This window comes from Salegentibacter salarius, from assembly GCF_900168265.1.
Taxonomy (GTDB): domain Bacteria; phylum Bacteroidota; class Bacteroidia; order Flavobacteriales; family Flavobacteriaceae; genus Salegentibacter; species Salegentibacter salarius.
On sequence record NZ_FVZF01000016.1, the window covers coordinates 60334 to 78679 of the forward strand.

The window sequence follows — 18346 nt, forward strand, 5'->3', positions numbered from 1 at the left end:
TATGAGTGTTTATTAACTATATCGTTGTTGTTCATTTAACTAAGTAGAATATTTTAAGGCTACCATTGCTAAAGGCGGGATATCTATTACTGTGGAATAGTTCCTGGAATGCCATTTATGCTCTGTAGTTTTTATGGATTTATTGATGTATGTGCCGGAACCATAAAATTTCTTTTTATCGCTATTGAAAACTTCTTTAAGCACGCCTTTTTTAGGTAAGCCTACTCGATAATTTTCCCGCGGAATTGGGGTTAGATTGCAAACAATAATCAAGTTGTCTTTAGGTTCGTTTCCTTTCCTAATAAAGCTAATAACCGAATTCTCGGCATCATTGTAATCGATCCATTCAAAGCCATCGGGTACAAATTGATTTTCATATAAAGCGGGCTCAGCTCTATAGAATTTATTTAAAGCTTTAATTACCTCCTGAATTCCTTTATGCGGCGCATAATCCAGTAAATGCCAGTCTAAACTATTCTGGAAATTCCATTCTTCACTTTGCCCAAATTCACACCCCTGAAACAGTAATTTGGTGCCCGGGTGGGTAAACATATATCCGTAAAGTAGGCGCAGATTGGCAAAACGCTGCCATTCGTCTCCCGGCATTCTTCCTAAGATAGAATGCTTGCCGTAAACCACTTCATCGTGGGATAAAGGCAGCATAAAATTTTCGGTAAATGTATAAGTAAGGGAAAAAGTAATATTATTTTGGTGATGTTTGCGGTATATAGGTTCTTTAGAGAAATACTGAAGCGTATCGTGCATCCAGCCCATCATCCATTTCATCCCAAAACCAAGTCCGCCTAAAAACACGGGTTTGGAAACTCCACTATAAGCAGTAGATTCTTCGGCAATAGTTTGTACATCGGGAAAAGAAGCGTAAACTTCTTTATTTAATTCTTCTAAAAACGAGATCGCTTCCAGGTTTTTATTTTCTCCATACTCATTGGGATCCCATTCACCTTCTTCTCGTGAATAATCCAGGTAAAGAATGGAGGCTACGGCATCAACCCGTAAGCCGTCAATATGAAATTGTTCTAACCAGTATAAAGCGTTACTAATCAAAAAAGCTCTTACTTCGTTTCGGCTGTAGTTGAAGATCAAACTTTTCCAATCGGGATGATAACCCCTTTTCGGGTCGGGGTGCTCATAAAGATGCGTTCCGTCAAAGTAACCAAGGCCGTGGCTGTCTTCCGGAAAATGTGAAGGCACCCAATCCAGGATCACTCCAATATCATTTTCGTGAAGTTTATCTACTAAAAATTTAAATTCATCTGGATAGCCAAACCGTGAGGTTGGCGCAAAATATCCGGTAATTTGATATCCCCAACTTGGATCGTAAGGGTACTCCATAATAGGCATAAACTCTACGTGAGTAAAGCCCATTTCTTTAACGTAGGAAACTAATTCGGTGGCAAGTTCCCAGTAAGAGAGCGACCTGTTTTCTTCGGTTTTCTTTTTCCAGGAAGATAAATGTACTTCGTAAACCGAATAAGGAGCTTGTAAAGAATTATTCTGTTTGCGTTTTTGCAACCATGATTTATCTTTCCATTTATAATCATCTTCCCAAACTACCGAAGCGGTATTTGGCGGATGTTCGCAGCGCCTCGCATAAGGATCGGCTTTCTCGGTTACAATTTCGTTATGGTTACTATGAATTTTATACTTGTATAAATTCCCTTTTTCAACATTAGGAATAAAACCTTCCCAAATTCCACTGCCATCCCAACGCACATCAAGCAGATGTTCGTCATCTTTCCAGAAATTAAAGTCTCCAATTACCGAAACCTGCTTCGCGCCCGGAGCCCAAACAGCAAAATATGTTCCCTTAACTTTATTTAAAGTAAGTGGATGGGAGCCAAACTTCTCGTAAAGGCGATAATGTTTCCCAGACTTAAATAAATTAATATCGAATTCTGAAAATAAACTGTGCGTTATAACTTCTGCCATATTATCCTATAGTTGTTCCGGGTGGAATTACCGCCTCTTTTTTAAGTACTACAATGCCTTCTTTAATTACATAAGAATCTGTTTCGGTATCTTCTAAATGCGGGCCGCCATTTATAGTAGTATTGTCTCCAATTCTACAGTTTTTATCGATTATGGCGTTTTTTATCGTGCAGTTTTCTCCTATTCCCGTGAGTATTTTAATTTTATTCTTTTCAATTTCTTCTAAAGATTCATAGAAATCGGTTCCCATCATATAGCAATTTTTTATAACTGAACCTTTTCCAATCCTGGACCTGACTCCAATTACCGAAGATTCAATCCTATCGGCGTGAATAATGCAACCTTCAGCAATAACTGCTTTTTTGAGTTTGGTATTGGTGTATTTAGAAGTTGGAAGAATCCTGGCATGGGTATACACCTGGTTTTCCATGTCATAAAGATTGAATTTTGGAATATCTTCGGTTAAACCAATATTTGCTTCAAAGAATGATTCTATATTTCCAATATCTGTCCAGTAACCTTCAAATTGATAACCACAAACTTTTTTATTTCCTATAGCCTGCGGAATGATCTCTTTACCAAAATCTACGGTGTTGGGATCGTCCATTAATTTTTCCAACAATTTTCTATTAAATACATATATTCCCATAGAGCCAAGGTAATTTCTGCCTTCAGCTTCCATTTCGGGGCCTACAGGCGAGGTCCAGTCAGGTAAAAGTTCAGATTTGGGTTTTTCGATGAATGAAGTAATATTATTGTCTTTATCGGTTTTCATGATCCCGAAACTTGGGGCGTCTTTCGCGTTCACAGGCACGGTACCAATGGTAATTTCTGCGCCGCTATCTATGTGCTGTTGAACCATGCGGTTATAATCCATATGGTATAATTGATCTCCTGAAAGAATAAGAAAATAATCGAATTTGTGCTTTTTAAAATGATGCATTCCCTGTCTCACAGCATCTGCAGTTCCCTGGTACCAGGTTTTGTTATTCGGGGTTTGCTCTGCCGCCAGAACATCTACAAAAGCCTCACTAAAAAAGCTAAAGTGAAAGGTATTTTTAATGTGTTTGTTGAGGGAAGCCGAATTGAACTGCGTTAACACATACATTCTTTTCATGTTGGAATTAATGCAGTTGGAAATCGGAATGTCTACCAGCCTGTATTTCCCTGCAATAGGAACGGCAGGCTTAGACCTGCTTTCTGTTAAAGGATGGAGCCTGGTACCCTGACCGCCTCCAAGAATAACCGATAATACTTTGTCGTTTAGCATGATTAATCGCTTTTTAGTGAGTTATACAAATCGATATATTGTTGAGCCGAAACATTCCAGGAATGGTCAATGCCCGTAATATGTTTTCTGGTTTTTTTAAATGCAGGTTTATCATTATAAAATGCTATAGCCCTTTTTAAAGATTGAAGAATATCATCTTCTGAAGCATCCTCGTGTGAAAACCCAAAACCTCCATCTTCAATATTTATAACGGTATCTTTTAAACCACCAATACTTCGCACAACCGGGATGGTCCCGTACCGAAGGGAATATAATTGATTAAGTCCGCAGGGTTCCACGCGGGAAGGCATTAATAAGAAATCTGCGCCCGCATAGATGAGGTGCGAGAGTTTTTCATCATAACCAATAAAAGTGTTATATACGCCCTTATGTTTTTTCTTTAAAGTTTTTAAGCTTTCTTCTACCTCAGGGTTTCCAGAACCTAAAACGAGAATATTGCATTCTTTTTTTGAAAGAATTTCATCAAAAACTTGCGGTAGTAAATCGGCGCCTTTTTCAAAAACCAGTCTTCCAATAAAAGCAAACAAAGGTTTTGAAGCTGAAAAGCCAAATTCTTTACACAGCCATTTTTTATTGGCTGCTTTTCCGGTCTGAATATTTTTTGCTGAATAATTTTTTGCAATAAATTCATCGGTTTCGGGATTCCATACATCAGCGTCAATCCCATTTAGAATTCCAACACATTTTTGATTCTCGTGGCTCAGTAAACTTTCTAAACCATTTGCAGCTTGTTGTAATTCCTCCATATAACTTGGGGAAACCGTAGTTACCCGCCAGGCACATTTTATTCCCGCAGCCAATGGATTTATAACACCGTCCCAATCCAGTAAACCAATATTTGAAATATCAAAAGCAGGAAGGTAATGTACTTTGTCGTGAGCAAACCAACCCTGGTATTGTGCATTGTGAATAGTAAGAATAACAGGGGTTTTATTCAGCGATTCATATTTAAAGCACTCCTGCGCCATAAAAGGGATTAATCCTGTATGATGATCGTGACAATGAATTATGGAAGGTTTGGTTTTTAGGGTCAAAATCCAATCCATTACCGCGATTTGAAAAGCGACAAAACGAGCCGTGTCATCTGCAGAATATACATAATCCTTAAATAAAAGCTCTGGAATATCCACAAACAGGACTTCAATGTCCAAAACCTCCTTTTTTAATTTCAGTATTCGATACGAGAAATTGTCTTCGCCCAGAACCAATTCTGATTCGTAAACACTTTCAAACTTGTGTGAAGCGGTAAATTTATTGTCATAAAATGGCATTACCACCTTAGCGCTAACTCCTGCCTGTTGCTGATATTTTGGTAAAGAACCAACCACATCTCCCAGGCCGCCAACTTTTGCAATAGGGTAACATTCAGCGCTTACGTGTATCACGTTCATATTAAAATCTTTGAAAGATTATTGATTTAATCCGGTTGTTTTTTAGTGATTTTAAGATCAAAAATTTTGAAGGTTTTAAAAATTAAAACCCTATTTATCGTCAAATCCCTATAAATTTAGTAAAATAAAGACACAAAGCCTATGGAAAAAAAGTTATATAATTCTTATGTAAATTGGATTTAAATATGAGATTTCAAATTCAAGGAAGCTTTCGGGCTATAAATCCTTTTTGAGACTATTGGGATTCTGGCGGGTGTCGAATACTGTAACTATCTTGATTTCAGAAGAATTATATCGATAAAAAATTGTGGTTTGTTTTGTAATTACAGCGCGGTGTAAACCGGGTTTATCTTGGGATTCTGGAAATATTTCGGGATGGATTTTTATAATTTTAAGGTTGTGATCTAATTTTCTAAGAAATTCATCTTTCACTTTTTTAGACCAATTTTCCCTCAAATAATCAAAAAGCTTAATAAGCTTTTTCTCAGCAGTTTTTGTGATAATTACCTTTCGGGGCATTATCTGTGCTTTTTAATGAAATTTTCATAAGAAGTTGTTTCCTCCCGGGCTATTTCTTTGTCAGCTTCTTCAATTTCAGCTTTTTCTTCAGATGAAAGTTCGTTCCAAAAATCAGATGGTTTTCTTTCGCTTAGAATTTCACGAATAGATCTAATTAATTCAGGATCATTGGTTTCCATCAATAATTGAGCGAGTGATATTTTTTCTTCCTGTAAATTCATTTAAACATTTTTAGAAGAATACTAAGATAAGAAATTAGCTTTAAAACAATATTTTAATTTTTTCTTCAGATTTCAAATATCCTCCCAATCCATCACACGTAAATTCTCATAAGTGGTTTAAAATTGTAAATTTGCAGGCATTAATATAAAGTCGCGTTGCGCGTAATCAGCAGGTAAGAAAAATAAAACAATGAGTTACAACTTTAACGAAATTGAAGCCAAATGGCAAAAATACTGGGCCGAAAATCAAACTTTTCGCGCCAGCAATTCATCAGATAAACCAAAGTATTACGTGTTGGATATGTTTCCATATCCTTCAGGTGCCGGGCTTCACGTTGGGCACCCACTGGGTTATATTGCCAGCGATATTTATGCTCGCTACAAACGCCATACAGGACATAATGTATTGCACCCTCAGGGTTATGATAGTTTTGGTTTACCGGCCGAGCAGTATGCGATTCAAACCGGGCAACATCCTGCGCTTACCACAGCTAAGAATATTAAAAGATATCGCGAACAGCTCGATAAGATAGGCTTTTCTTTTGATTGGAGCAGGGAAGTGCGCACCAGCGATCCCGAATATTACAAATGGACACAGTGGATATTTATCCAACTTTTTGAGAGTTGGTATGATATGGAAGCTGAAAAATCAAGAGATATTTCAGAGCTTGAAGAAATCTTTTCTGCGGAAGGGAATTCTCGCCTAAATGCCGCTTGTGACGATGAGGTTGAGGAATTCTCAGCTGATGCCTGGAATGCTTTTTCTTCGGAAGAAAAACAAGAAATATTATTAAAATACAGGCTTACCTATTTGGCTGAAACCGAAGTTAACTGGTGCCCGCAACTGGGAACCGTTTTAGCTAACGACGAGATTGTAAACGGCGTTTCAGAACGTGGTGGCTATCCAGTAGTTCGCAAAAAAATGACGCAATGGAGTATGCGAATTTCTGCATTTTCAGAACGTTTGTTACAAGGTTTAGATCAACTGGACTGGACCGAGAGTATAAAGGAAAGTCAGCGTAACTGGATTGGGAAATCGGTTGGGGCACATGTAGATTTCAATGTTCAGGATTCTGATGATAAAATTGGTGTTTTCACCACCAGGCCCGATACCATTTTTGGAGTGACTTTTATGACTTTGGCTCCAGAGCACGAACTGGTTAAAAAGATAACCACGCCTCAGCAAAAAGAAGAAATTGAAGCCTATGTCGCTGCCAGTGCAAAACGCAGCGAGCGTGAACGTATGGCCGATGTAAAAAGCATTACCGGGGTTTTTACCGGCGCTTATGCAGAGCATCCTTTTACCGGAGAATCAATACCTATCTGGATTGGCGATTATGTGCTTGCAGGTTATGGAACCGGTGCGGTAATGGCCGTGCCTTGTGGTGATCAGCGGGATTACGATTTTGCAAGACATTTTGATATTCCGATCAAAAATATCTTTGAAAATGCCGATATTTCTGAAACTGCTTTCTCCGGAAAAGAAGGAACGGTAATCGCAAATTCCGATTTCCTTAGTGGACTCGAATATAAGGAAGCGCTTCAAAAAGTGATTTTAGAACTGGAAAAAACCGGTCACGGTTACGGGAAAACCAATTATAGATTGCGCGATGCGGTTTTTAGTCGCCAGCGTTATTGGGGCGAACCTTTCCCGGTGTATTACGTAAACGGAATGCCGCAAATGATAAATGTGCAAAATTTACCTTTGCATCTTCCAGAGGTTGAAAAATACCTTCCTACTGAAAGCGGCGAACCACCATTAGGAAATGCTACCGATTGGGCCTGGGATACCAAATCCAACGAGGTAGTGAGTAATGAGAAAATTGACGATGAAACAGTTTTTCCATTAGAGCTGAACACCATGCCGGGTTGGGCAGGAAGTTCCTGGTATTTATTCCGCTATATGGATGCCGGAAATACTGAGGAATTCGTTTCTGAAGAAGCTCAAAACTACTGGGAAAACGTAGATCTATATATAGGCGGAAGCGAGCACGCCACCGGCCATTTATTATATTCCCGTTTCTGGACAAAATTTCTTCACGACCGTGGATATCTTTCGGTAGAAGAGCCTTTTAAAAAGCTGATCAACCAGGGAATGATCTTAGGGCAGAGTGCTTTTGTTTATAGATTGGAAGGAGAAAATGTTTTTGTCTCTAAAAATCTGATAGGAGAAAATAATGTTCAGCCAATTCACGCCGATGTTTCTTTAGTAAATCATTCAGATGAACTGGATGTGGAAGGTTTTAAAAAATGGCGTCCTGAGTTTAAGGATGCGAAGTTTTTAACCGAAAAAGGAGGGGCATACATAGTAGGACGCGAAGTCGAAAAAATGTCGAAATCTAAATACAACGTGGTAAACCCCGATGATATTTGTGAAGACTACGGCGCTGATACGCTGAGGATGTACGAGATGTTCCTTGGACCTTTAGAACAGGCGAAACCCTGGAATACTGCAGGAATTACTGGAGTGCATAATTTCCTTAAAAAGCTTTGGAAGTTATATCACAACGGCGAGCAGTTTGAGGTTTCAGATGAAAAAGCTCCAGCCGATTCTTTAAAAAGTCTGCATAAAACCATTAAAAAGGTAACTGAAGATATCGAGGAATTCAGTTTTAATACTTCGGTTTCTACCTTTATGATCTGTGTAAATGAGCTTTCAGCACAAAAATGCAATAGCAGGGAAGTGTTGGAGCCTCTTGTTATTTTGATAGCGCCTTACGCACCACATATTGCCGAGGAATTATGGAGTAAATTAGGAAATTCAGAATCTGTGGTGACAGCAGAATACCCGGTTTTTGAAGAAAAATACCTGGTAGAAAGCACCAAAAACTATCCGGTTTCTTTCAATGGTAAAATGCGTTTTACAATGGAATTGCCATTGGATATGCCAAAAGACGAGATTGAAAAAACCGTAATGGCTGATGAACGTACTCAAAAACAATTAAACGGGCGAGCACCTAAAAAAGTGATTGTTGTGCCGGGTAAGATTGTAAATATTGTAGGTTAAAAAGATTTATAGATTATATAATTTGAAGATTTGAAAATCCGTTTCCTTGGTTTGGGAACGGATTTTTTTATCTGTACTTATCGTCACCCTGAATTTATTTCAGGGTCTAAGTTGTATAATTTAATTACCTTAAAAATCATTATATTTATTTGAAATTGTCTCATTATGAAAAAGCAAGCGATTTTAAAAAAGACAATGCAGGATATTTCCAGACTTCCTGAATGGAGGATTCGGGAAGTATCAGATTTTGTTGAATTCTTGCTACAAAAAAGTGAAGAGAAGGAATTGGTTAATGACCTTCAAAGCAACGCTGCAAAATCTAAATCTTTTCATTTTTTGGAGGAAGAGGAAGAGTTGTATAGTGATGAAGATTTAACTGAAAAATTTTGATCAATAAAGGAGATATTGTGTTGGTTTCTTTTCCTTTTACCAATCTAAAGGGTAGCAAACGAAGACCGGCGGTAATTCTTTATATTGGAAAAATGGATGTTGTTGCAGCTTTTATAACTTCCCGAATCGCTAAAATCTCTTCTTTCGAGTTATTAATAAATCCTTCTGAAACTAATAGATTAAAAAAGCCTTCTCTTATTAAAACTACAAAAATCTGTACGCTAGATAAGAATTTGATTGTTGGTAAATTAGGTGAATTGACTGAAAGGGAAAAAGAGCAATTAAATACAAAATTAAAAGAAGCCTTTGCTTTGTAAAGTGTTGAATTACTGTCCTCTGCCAACTAAAAAACTGGTAACTGTAGTCTACCCCAGATACAACTCCACCAAACCTTCAGGAGTGGTTAAATAGATGGTTTTGTTATCCTTATCTATTTTATCTATAAACTCATCGTTCATTGGGATAAGGATTTGCTTTTCGCCTTTTTGAATTTCAAACAGCGCCTGCGCTGTACTATCGTTTATAGAAGCGATTTTGCCAATATTGCCGTGGGTGGCGTCTATGACGTCAAAACCTATAATTTCGTGAAAATAGAATTGATCGTCTTCCAGTTCCGGAAGCATGGTAAGTGGAAGGTACGTAAGAGCGCCTACAAGGTCTTCGGCGTCTTCCTCGGTCTCAATATCTTCAAATTTAACGCGAAGTAAGGTGCTTTTTTGCAACGAACTACGTTCAATAAAAAATGGAACCAGGTTCTCATTATATTCAATGAGCACTGATTCCATTTCTAAATACATTTCAGGAACATCGGTGTCTAATTTAATAAGCACCTCGCCCTTAAAGCTAAATTTACCAACGATTTTACCTAAAAAGAAACATTCGTCTTTAGTCATCGCCAGTTAAGGTTTTAGCCTTTTTTTTCTTCGGTTTTTGCTTCTTCGGCAGTCTCTTGATCAACTTCCTTTTCCACATTAGCCTCTGGTTCACCTTCTTCGGTTACTGCGGCACCTTCAGCTTCTGCAGCAGCTGCCGCTTCGGCTTCTTTTGCTTCAGCTTCACGCTTAGCGCTAACCTCTTTTTCAGCATCAAGAGCTTTCTTTCTTGCTTCTTGTTCTTCTTTAGTTAGGTTATCTTTCTTAGCAGCGATCTTAGCTTCTTTTTCTTCCAACCAGGCTTCGAATTTCTTCTCAGCTTCTTCTTCAGTTAAAGCACCTTTTTTAACGCCACCGGCAAGATGTTTTTTAAGTAAAACTCCTTTGTAAGAAAGAATAGCGCGAGCAGTATCTGTAGGCTGCGCACCATTTTCTAACCATTTTACCGCTCCGTCTACATCTAGCTCGATAGTAGCTGGGTTGGTGTTTGGATTGTAGATTCCTAGTTTATCTAAGAATTTACCATCTCTTTTTGAGCGCGCATCTGCGGCTACGATCCAGAAAAAAGGTTTTCCTTTTTTACCGTGTCTTTGTAATCTTAATTTTACTGGCATAAAAATTAAATTGTGGGGTTCCCGACCCCGGTTATTAATAAGGCTGCAAAGATACTACATTTTTCTAATTCACAAGGAGTTGACTGTAAATAAATTTAGCCTCTTAGAGAAGGCTAAATCAATAAAAATTAGGAAGTTTTTGGGTAAAAAAAGACTGCTGCTGTTAAAAGCAGTTAATTAGTGCTAAACCCTGTTAAACAGCTTGTTGCTGTGTTTCTTTGGTTTTATCTTTAAGCATCTAATTAAGTAAAAGTGAGAGACAATGAATTACTCTGAAAAGGTTTCTAGAAAACTAAATGCCTTATTAGAAAAAAATCATGATGCCGAGAAAGGTTATAAATATGCTGCTGAAAATGCTAAGGACCCGCAATTGAAAGCTTTTTTTTCTGAGCGGGCTCAAGAACGATACGATTTTAGCCACGAGCTTGAAACTGAAATCCGCGATTTCGGGGAAAACCCCGATAAAGGTTCCAGTTTGGCCGGAGATGCTCATCGTACCTGGATGAATCTTAAAAGCAGCCTTTCTTCCAACAAAGATGAAGCTGCAATGGAAGAAGCAGTAAGAGGGGAGCAGGTTGCTGCAGATGAATATGAAGATGTATTAAAAGATCCTAATATTCCACCAACCACGGCAAATTTGTTGTTAAAACAGAAAAATGGAATTGTAGCTGCGCTTAATAAATTGAAATCGATGGAAATTTAAGTTTAGCTACTGACTAAAACCAATTTAAGTATGAGAACAAAAGAAGAAATGGGCAAAAAGCTCAATGAAATACTGGAAAAGAGTTACGACGCGAAAGAAGGATTTCACGCAGCCTCAAAAAATGCCAAAAATAAAAAGTTGCAGGAATACTTCAGGCAAAAAGCGGAAGAACGAGATATGTTCATCCAGGAATTGAGAGAAGAAATCACAGGTTATGGACAGGAGCCAAAAGAAGATGGAAGTGTAAAAGGAGATATGCACCGCACCTGGATGAATTTAAAATCTTCTGTAAGCGATAATGATGAAGCCATGCTAGAAGAAAGCCTTCGTGGAGAAAAAGCAGCGCTGGAGGATTATAAAGATATAACCAAAGAAAAAGATTTGCCGCCCACACTTAGTTCTAAGCTTAACCGGCAGCAGCAAAATATACAAAGTAGCATTAATAACGTAAAAGTGTACGAACAGATGTTTGATTGAAGTAGTAGTTTTTAGTGTTCGTATAGGCCTCATAGCTTACCGGAAACGGTGTTTGTGAGGCTTTTTTTATTTCGAAAGATTAAAAATGGCCTAAAAACTAGGGATATAAATCGTTAATAAATCCTGAAAAATTAACTTGAGGCTGCGCTAAATTATATGTAATTTTAGCCTCAGATTAGGTGATTTTTCTTCTGAAATAATCGCCTGGTATTCAGCTTAATTCCTAATTTTCGCCGCACATGTACCTTATTTTTGATACCGAAACTACCGGTCTTCCCAAACGTTGGGACGCTCCTTTAACCGATTCTGATAACTGGCCAAGATGTATACAAATTGCCTGGCAGTTGCACGATGAAATGGGGAGGCTAGTAGAAAGTCAGGATTACCTGGTGAAGCCCGAAGGTTTCAATATTCCTTATGATGCTGAAAAAGTACACGGAATTTCTACCGAGCTTGCTGCCGAAGAAGGAATTTCTTTAACTGAAATGCTAGAGAAATTTCAAGAAGCGCTGAATAAAACCAAGTTTGTAGTAGGACAAAATGTAGGTTTTGACCTGAATATTATGGGAGCCGAATTCCATAGGGAAGCGATGGAAAATAACCTCCAGGAGTTACCGGTTTTGGATACCTGTACCGAGGTTACTGCTCAAATGTGTAAAATTCCCGGTGGGCGTGGCGGTAAATTTAAATTACCTACACTAACCGAATTACACGAATTTTTATTCGATGAGCCTTTTGGCGAAGCCCACAACGCAACTGCCGATGTGGAAGCAACTACCCGATGTTTTTTGGAACTGGTGCGTCAAAGAGCTTTTACAAAAGAGCAACTTGATGTACCTGCAGATTATTTTGAGAATTTTTCAGAAGCAAATCCGCAGCGAATAAAGCTAATTGGGTTAAAACATATTAACCTTAAGAAGGCTTCCGAAGAGATTAGAAAAAGACTTCAGAAGCAACAACCCACCTCAGAAATCACCACCGAGGAGATCGAGGAAAACCTCGAAAAACTGGATGAGGTTCCTTTTGCTCATTTACACAACCATTCACAGTTTTCGGTGTTGCAATCAACTATTAGCATTAAAGACCTGGTAAATGTTGCTGCAGAAAATAATATGCCAGCAGTAGCGCTTACCGACCATGCGAATATGATGGGTGCGTTTCATTTTGTAAAAGAAATTGGTGATTATAATAAGTCAGTAAGAGCGAAAAATGAAGAGGCACTTGCCAATAATGAACCTGCCGAGGCCAGAGAATTAAAAGGAATTGTAGGCTGTGAATTTTTTGTTTGTGAAAATCACGCCGATAAATCCCGAAAGGATAATGGCTACCAGGTGGTGATGTTGGCTAAGAATAAGAAAGGTTATCATAACTTGGCAAAAATGTCTTCAAAAGCCTATACCGATGGGTTTTATTATGTGCCGCGGATTGATAAAGAAATTGTAAAGCAATACAAGGAAGATATTATTGTGCTTACCGGTAACCTTTATGGTGAAGTGCCGAGTAAGGTTTTAAATGTTGGGGAACACCAGGCTGAAGAAGCTTTGCTTTGGTGGAAAGAAGAGTTTGGCGACGATCTTTACATAGAGATCATGCGTCACGACCAGGAAGATGAAAATCGTGTAAATACGGTGCTGGTAGATTTTGCTAAAAAGCATAAAGTAAACCTGGTTGCAACTAATAACACCTATTATTGCGCTAAAGAAGATGCCAACGCCCACGATATTTTATTATGTATAAAAGACGGGGAAAAACAGGCCACACCAATTGGTCGTGGTCGTGGTTACCGTTATGGTTTGCCAAACCAGGAATATTATTTTAAGAGTGGCGAAGAGATGAAAAATCTCTTTAAAGATCTACCTCAGGCAATTAGTAATGTGCAGGAGGTTGTAGATAAGATTGAGCCTTTTGAGCTGGCTCGTGATGTATTATTACCTGCCTTTACCATTCCTGAGGAATTTTTAGTAGAAGAAGATAAAAACGATGGTGGTAAACGAGGGGAGAATGCTTATCTAAAACATATCACTTTTGTTGGTGCTAGAGAGCGATACGAAGAAATTACACCAGATATTGAAGACCGACTTAATTTTGAGTTGTCGGTGATTGAAAACACCGGTTATCCCGGGTATTTCCTTATTGTGGAAGACTTTATTCGCGAAGCCCGAAATCTTGATGTTTCGGTTGGGCCCGGGCGTGGTTCAGCGGCGGGAAGTGCGGTGGCCTATTGTTTGGGAATTACCAATATAGATCCTATTAAGTACGACCTGCTTTTTGAGCGTTTCCTGAATCCCGATCGTGTAAGTATGCCCGATATTGATATTGACTTTGATGATGAAGGTCGAAGCCGGGTAATGGACTATGTGATTCAAAAATACGGAGCTAACCAGGTTGCGCAGATCATTACCTACGGAACCATGGCAGCTAAATCTTCTATCCGTGATACCGCCAGGGTGCTGGATCTTCCTCTGGGGGATGCTGATAGGATTTCGAAATTGATTCCTACCATGTCCAAGCTCGGGAAGATCTTTGGAATGGATGAGAAGGAACTCAAAAAGAAATTCAGGAGTGAAGATTTAGAAAAAGTAAATGAACTTTTAAATATTGCTGAAGGCGACGACCTGGAAGCGCAAACGGTAAACCAGGCGAGAATTCTTGAAGGTTCGGTTAGAAATACCGGGATTCACGCTTGTGGGGTAATTATTACACCGGGAGATATCACCAATTATGTGCCGGTTTCGGTAGCAAAGGATTCCGATCTTTATGTAACCCAGTTTGATAACTCGGTTGTAGAAAGCGCCGGACTACTAAAAATGGACTTTTTAGGGTTAAAAACACTAACCCTTATTAAAGACACGGTTCAAATTGTAAAAGGCAGGCATAATATAGATTTGGTGCCCGATGAATTTCCTTTAGATGATGAAGAAACCTATAAGCTTTTCCAGCGTGGTGAAACGGTAGGGATTTTTCAATATGAATCGCCCGGGATGCAGAAGCATATGAAGGATCTTAAGCCTACGGTTTTTGATGACCTTATTGCAATGAACGCATTGTACCGTCCGGGGCCTATGGAATATATTCCAAGTTTTATTGCCCGAAAGCACGGCGACGAGGAAATTGCCTACGATTTACCGGAAATGGAAGAATATCTCCAGGAAACTTATGGAATTACCGTTTACCAGGAGCAGGTGATGTTGCTCTCGCAAAAACTGGCCGGATTTAGTAAAGGTGAAGCCGATGTTTTACGTAAAGCGATGGGTAAAAAAATCTTTGCTTTACTGGAACAACTGAAACCAAAATTTTTAGATGGAGGAGAAGCAAAAGGGCATCCGCGTGATGTTTTAGAAAAGATTTGGAAAGACTGGGAGGCTTTTGCGGCTTATGCTTTTAATAAATCTCACTCTACTTGCTACGCCTGGATTGCTTATCAAACCGCTTATTTAAAAGCGCATTATCCTGCAGAATATATGGCGGCGGTGCTTTCTAATAATATGAATGACATTAAGCAGGTTACTTTCTTTATGGAAGAATGTAAGCGAATGAAGCTTGATGTATTGGGTCCAGATGTGAATGAATCTTTCTATAAGTTTTCGGTAAATAAAGATTATGCTGTTCGGTTTGGAATGGGCGCCATAAAAGGAGTGGGTTCCGGTGCGGTGGCTACTATTGTGGAAAACCGAAAAACCGAAGCCGGGCCGTACAAATCTATTTTTGATATGGCCAAACGTATTGATTTACGATCTGCGAATAAAAAAGCCTTTGAAAACCTGGCGCTCGCTGGAGGTTTCGACGGATTCGGCGATACCCACCGCGCACAATATTTTCACGATGATGGCGACGGAATTACCTTTTTGGAAAAAGTAATCAAGTATGCGGCGAAATTTCAGGAAAATGAGAACTCTTCCCAGGTAAGTTTATTTGGGGAAGCCAGTGAAGTACAAATTCCGGAACCTGTTGTGCCGCCTTGCGAAGAGTGGGGTACGATGGAAAAACTGAGAAGGGAACGCGAAGTGGTAGGAATCTATATTTCGGGTCACCCACTGGATGATTTTAGGTATGAGATGGATTATTTCTGTAACTCCAAGTTGGGAGAATTTAATGATTTGGAAAGATGTGTAAACCGTGACCTTACCTTTGGCGGGGTGATAAGCGATGTGCAGCACCGGGTTTCAAAAATGGGTAAAGGCTGGGCGATGTTCTCGGTTGAAGATTATACCGATACTTATGAATTTAGGATGTTTGGTGAGGAATATTTAAAATTCAGGCATTTTCTGGTTCCTAATTCTTTTGTGCATATCAAGATCTTTGTAAAAGAAGGCTGGACCAATAAAGAAACCGGTAAAAAGGGAGAACCAAGAATTCAGTTTAACAACATTTATTTGTTGCACGATGTGATGGATCAGTTTGCGAAAAAGCTCACGATTCAATTGGATATTGCTGATCTCCACGAGGATAAAATCAACTGGTTTAAAGATGTTTTTCGAACCCACAGGGGGGATCATAAACTGAATTTTGTGGTGTATGAAATGAAAGAACAGGTGAAATTACATATGCCGAGCAAGAAACAGAAAGTGAAGATTTCGCAAGAGCTTTTGCATACGTTGGAAGATGAACAGGTAATGTATAAGTTGAATTGATTTTAGTTGGCAGTTATCAGTTGTGAGTTATGGGTTGTGGGTTGCCACGAATGCACGAATATTTAGTGAGACCGTGTTTTAAACGGTTGCGGCAATCTTTTTTTTTTTTTTTTTTTTGCTCACTGCCCACTGAAAACTGCCAACTGAAATTTTCCGGTTAGGGATTGAAGCAAGCTACCGTGTAGCGCTGAAAGCCCGACCCCGCGCTACGAGCGCGGGGTAACCGCCAAATAAACGTGATGAATAAGCGTATAACCAAATACAATATCGCTTGTGTAAGGAAAGCAAAAATATTTGACTAATTTTACGCAATAAGTATAACAGAAAAAACAGACAATTATGGCTATTGAAATAACTGATGCGAATTTTGAAGAGCAGGTGCTAAAAAGCGAAAAGCCTGTAATGGTAGATTTTTGGGCTGCATGGTGCGGACCTTGTAGAATGGTAGGACCAATTATTGACGAAATTAGTACTGAATATGACGGGAAAGCCGTTGTAGGAAAACTAGATGTTGATGCAAACCAGGAATTTGCTGCTAAGTATGGTGTGAGAAACATTCCAACTGTACTTATTTTTCAAAATGGAGAAGTAGTAGGCCGCCAGGTAGGCGTTGCGCCAAAAAATACTTACGCTGAAGCTTTAGACGAATTGCTATAAGTTTTAGCATTTTATATAATTATTAAAACCCGGTCTTGTGCCGGGTTTTTTATTTGATGGCTATTGCAGTGCGGTAACTCACGCTTTTCTTATATTAGTGGAGTATGAATTTAAAAGATGAAATATATAGTTCGGCTGCGGGGTTTACGCAATTAGAGCTCCTGGCAAGACAGGTTGTGGAAGGTTATATTTCGGGAATTCATAAGAGTCCGTTTCACGGGTTTTCTGCTGAATTTGCCGAACATAAGATTTACAATAACGGCGAAAGCACCAAGCATATAGACTGGAAGCTTTTTGCTAAAACCGATAAGCTTTACACAAAACGCTACGAAGAAGAAACGAATTTACGTTGCCATTTTATTATGGATAATTCGGCCTCGATGCATTATCCCGAAGTGAAGAAATTTTCGGTAAACTCATTAAATAAGGTTGGCTTTTCGGTATTATCTATCGCTAGTATTATGCAGATTTTAAAGCGTCAACGGGACGCGGTAGGTCTTAGCATATATAGCGATGAATTTGAATTCTACGCGCCTGAAAAAGGCAGTGACAGGCATCAGCATATGTTACTGGATGCACTAAATAAAAGCCTGGAGAAGAAAACAGATCATAAAACTACTAAAACCTATACTTTTTTGCATCAAATTGCTGAAAAACTAAAAAGGCGTTCTCTGGTATTTTTGTTTACTGATATGTTTCAGGCCGATACTGAAGAAGCAGCACTTTTTGAAGCTTTACGGCATTTAAAATATAACAGGCACGAAGTTGTTTTGTTTCACGTGATGGATAAAAAGCGGGAATTGGATTTTGACTTTGAAAATATTCCGAAAAGATTTACTGATGTGGAAACCGGGGCTGAAATAGATCTTTATTCTGAAAATATTCGAGAAAGTTACCAAAAGGCGGTACAGAAATATGTTGCTGACCTCAAAATGGAATGCGCTAAATACAAGATCAATTATGTGGAAGCGGATATTAATAAAAACTTCGATAAAATTTTGACCACCTATTTTGTTGAAAGACAAAAGTTTGCCTAAAGCAAAGAAAAAAAGCTGAAAAAAACTTTATAAAAAGGTTTGTGTAATTATAAAACAGGTGTATATTTGCACTCGCAATAACGCAACGGTCTGGTAGTTCAGTTGGTTAGAATACCTGCCTGTCACGCAGGGGGTCGCGAGTTCGAGTCTCGTCCAGACCGCTTTCCGAAGCATCGGAAACAAAAAGCTCCTCAATTGAGGGGCTTTTTTTATGGAATAAATTCAGTGATTTTGTTGTGAATCTTCTCGGATCAAGCCCAATTGTTGTGTTTAAGCAAAAATTGTGGTTAATCTATATAAGAAGAATTCAACATTTTTCACTCCTCTAAACTGAGCCCTAAACGCTTTTATTTTTGCATTAAAGGATTCTGCTGAAGCGTTGGTACTTCTGTTGATAAAGTAATTGAGAATAGATTTGTAATTAAGGGTAATGGTGTTGGCTATGGTATTAAAAGCCTTAAACCCCGTCTCCTCCACATCCTTGTACCAGTGAGCTAGTTTTGTATAAGCCCCTTCTTTTGATTTAGCATTGTTAAATATATTTCTAAGTCTTTGTGTAAGCTTAAATGCCAACTTTATATCCGGA

General features: G+C 38.7%; 16 protein-coding genes and 1 tRNA gene. 9 read left to right on the forward strand and 8 right to left on the reverse strand.

Annotation, left to right across the window (positions count from 1 at the left end):
• Positions 1–39: 39 nt before the first annotated feature.
• From glgB to B5440_RS10105, 5 genes are all read right to left on the reverse strand, one after another.
• Positions 40–1950: a 1,4-alpha-glucan branching protein GlgB gene (gene glgB, locus B5440_RS10085; RefSeq protein WP_070053457.1), complete on the reverse strand. Its 1911-nt coding sequence runs from the start codon at positions 1948–1950 to the stop codon at positions 40–42.
• A 1-nt stretch (position 1951) separates the two neighbouring features.
• Complete coding sequence (locus tag B5440_RS10090) at positions 1952–3220, reverse strand: glucose-1-phosphate adenylyltransferase (protein WP_070053456.1); 1269 nt, start codon at positions 3218–3220, stop codon at positions 1952–1954.
• A gap of 2 nt (positions 3221–3222) precedes the next feature.
• Entirely contained in the window at positions 3223–4632 is a 1410-nt protein-coding gene (locus B5440_RS10095; protein WP_070053455.1) for a glycogen synthase, read from the reverse strand.
• 216 nt (positions 4633–4848) lie between these two features.
• Entirely contained in the window at positions 4849–5151 is a 303-nt protein-coding gene (locus tag B5440_RS10100; RefSeq protein WP_070053454.1) for a type II toxin-antitoxin system RelE/ParE family toxin, read from the reverse strand.
• On the reverse strand, positions 5151–5372 hold the full coding sequence (locus B5440_RS10105) for a hypothetical protein (protein WP_070053453.1): 222 nt from the start codon (positions 5370–5372) through the stop codon (positions 5151–5153). Before B5440_RS10105 ends, B5440_RS10100 begins: the two co-directional genes overlap by 1 nt.
• A 190-nt stretch (positions 5373–5562) precedes the next feature.
• Between B5440_RS10105 and leuS the strand changes: the two genes are divergently transcribed.
• The 3 genes from leuS to B5440_RS10120 all read left to right on the forward strand — a co-directional run bounded on the left by leuS (position 5563) and on the right by B5440_RS10120 (position 9086).
• Complete coding sequence (leuS, locus tag B5440_RS10110; protein ID WP_070053452.1) at positions 5563–8379, forward strand: leucine--tRNA ligase; 2817 nt, start codon at positions 5563–5565, stop codon at positions 8377–8379.
• 165 nt (positions 8380–8544) lie between these two features.
• Complete coding sequence (locus tag B5440_RS10115; RefSeq protein ID WP_070053451.1) at positions 8545–8769, forward strand: DUF2281 domain-containing protein; 225 nt, start codon at positions 8545–8547, stop codon at positions 8767–8769.
• A 17-nt stretch (positions 8770–8786) separates the two neighbouring features.
• Positions 8787–9086 (forward strand): type II toxin-antitoxin system PemK/MazF family toxin, encoded by a 300-nt coding sequence (locus B5440_RS10120; RefSeq protein WP_234996379.1) that lies wholly within the window; start codon positions 8787–8789, stop codon positions 9084–9086.
• A 48-nt stretch (positions 9087–9134) separates the two neighbouring features.
• Here B5440_RS10120 and rimM read toward each other — a convergent pair whose 3' ends face one another.
• Together rimM and B5440_RS10130 are read right to left on the reverse strand one after the other, a co-directional pair.
• Positions 9135–9662 (reverse strand): ribosome maturation factor RimM, encoded by a 528-nt coding sequence (gene rimM / locus B5440_RS10125; protein WP_070053450.1) that lies wholly within the window; start codon positions 9660–9662, stop codon positions 9135–9137.
• Between the two features lie 14 nt (positions 9663–9676).
• The gene (locus tag B5440_RS10130) at positions 9677–10255 is read right to left on the reverse strand and encodes a 30S ribosomal protein S16 (RefSeq protein ID WP_057482643.1); all 579 of its coding nucleotides are present in this window, start codon (positions 10253–10255) and stop codon (positions 9677–9679) included.
• Between the two features lie 262 nt (positions 10256–10517).
• Between B5440_RS10130 and B5440_RS10135 the strand changes: the two genes are divergently transcribed.
• The 6 genes from B5440_RS10135 to B5440_RS10160 all read left to right on the forward strand — a co-directional run bounded on the left by B5440_RS10135 (position 10518) and on the right by B5440_RS10160 (position 17921).
• Positions 10518–10958, forward strand: a complete 441-nt coding sequence (locus B5440_RS10135; RefSeq protein ID WP_070053449.1) for a ferritin-like domain-containing protein — start codon at positions 10518–10520, stop codon at positions 10956–10958.
• 30 nt (positions 10959–10988) lie between these two features.
• The gene (locus B5440_RS10140; RefSeq protein WP_070053448.1) at positions 10989–11435 is read left to right on the forward strand and encodes a ferritin-like domain-containing protein; all 447 of its coding nucleotides are present in this window, start codon (positions 10989–10991) and stop codon (positions 11433–11435) included.
• Between the two features lie 239 nt (positions 11436–11674).
• Positions 11675–16066, forward strand: a complete 4392-nt coding sequence (gene dnaE, locus B5440_RS10145) for a DNA polymerase III subunit alpha (RefSeq protein ID WP_070053447.1) — start codon at positions 11675–11677, stop codon at positions 16064–16066.
• A 339-nt stretch (positions 16067–16405) separates the two neighbouring features.
• On the forward strand, positions 16406–16723 hold the full coding sequence (gene trxA / locus B5440_RS10150) for a thioredoxin (protein WP_057482647.1): 318 nt from the start codon (positions 16406–16408) through the stop codon (positions 16721–16723).
• Between the two features lie 104 nt (positions 16724–16827).
• Entirely contained in the window at positions 16828–17760 is a 933-nt protein-coding gene (locus B5440_RS10155) for a DUF58 domain-containing protein (RefSeq protein ID WP_070053446.1), read from the forward strand.
• Positions 17761–17847: 87 nt separating this feature from the next.
• A tRNA-Asp gene (locus B5440_RS10160) sits at positions 17848–17921 on the forward strand.
• Between the two features lie 109 nt (positions 17922–18030).
• Here the strand turns inward: B5440_RS10160 and B5440_RS10165 are convergent.
• On the reverse strand, positions 18031–18346 hold a 316-nt coding region (locus B5440_RS10165; protein ID WP_234996378.1), incomplete at its 5' end, for a transposase.

Coding starts and splice junctions, on each gene's coding strand:
- B5440_RS10090 (WP_070053456.1), bottom strand. CDS start 3,220: ATGCTAAACGACAAAGTATTATCGGTTATTCTTGGAGGCGGTCAGGGT.
- B5440_RS10155 (WP_070053446.1), top strand. CDS start 16,828: ATGAATTTAAAAGATGAAATATATAGTTCGGCTGCGGGGTTTACGCAA.
- B5440_RS10095 (WP_070053455.1), bottom strand. CDS start 4,632: ATGAACGTGATACACGTAAGCGCTGAATGTTACCCTATTGCAAAAGTT.
- leuS (WP_070053452.1), top strand. CDS start 5,563: ATGAGTTACAACTTTAACGAAATTGAAGCCAAATGGCAAAAATACTGG.
- B5440_RS10105 (WP_070053453.1), bottom strand. CDS start 5,372: ATGAATTTACAGGAAGAAAAAATATCACTCGCTCAATTATTGATGGAA.
- dnaE (WP_070053447.1), top strand. CDS start 11,675: ATGTACCTTATTTTTGATACCGAAACTACCGGTCTTCCCAAACGTTGG.
- glgB (WP_070053457.1), bottom strand. CDS start 1,950: ATGGCAGAAGTTATAACGCACAGTTTATTTTCAGAATTCGATATTAAT.
- B5440_RS10135 (WP_070053449.1), top strand. CDS start 10,518: ATGAATTACTCTGAAAAGGTTTCTAGAAAACTAAATGCCTTATTAGAA.
- rimM (WP_070053450.1), bottom strand. CDS start 9,662: ATGACTAAAGACGAATGTTTCTTTTTAGGTAAAATCGTTGGTAAATTT.
- B5440_RS10140 (WP_070053448.1), top strand. CDS start 10,989: ATGAGAACAAAAGAAGAAATGGGCAAAAAGCTCAATGAAATACTGGAA.
- B5440_RS10115 (WP_070053451.1), top strand. CDS start 8,545: ATGAAAAAGCAAGCGATTTTAAAAAAGACAATGCAGGATATTTCCAGA.
- B5440_RS10100 (WP_070053454.1), bottom strand. CDS start 5,151: ATGCCCCGAAAGGTAATTATCACAAAAACTGCTGAGAAAAAGCTTATT.
- trxA (WP_057482647.1), top strand. CDS start 16,406: ATGGCTATTGAAATAACTGATGCGAATTTTGAAGAGCAGGTGCTAAAA.
- B5440_RS10130 (WP_057482643.1), bottom strand. CDS start 10,255: ATGCCAGTAAAATTAAGATTACAAAGACACGGTAAAAAAGGAAAACCT.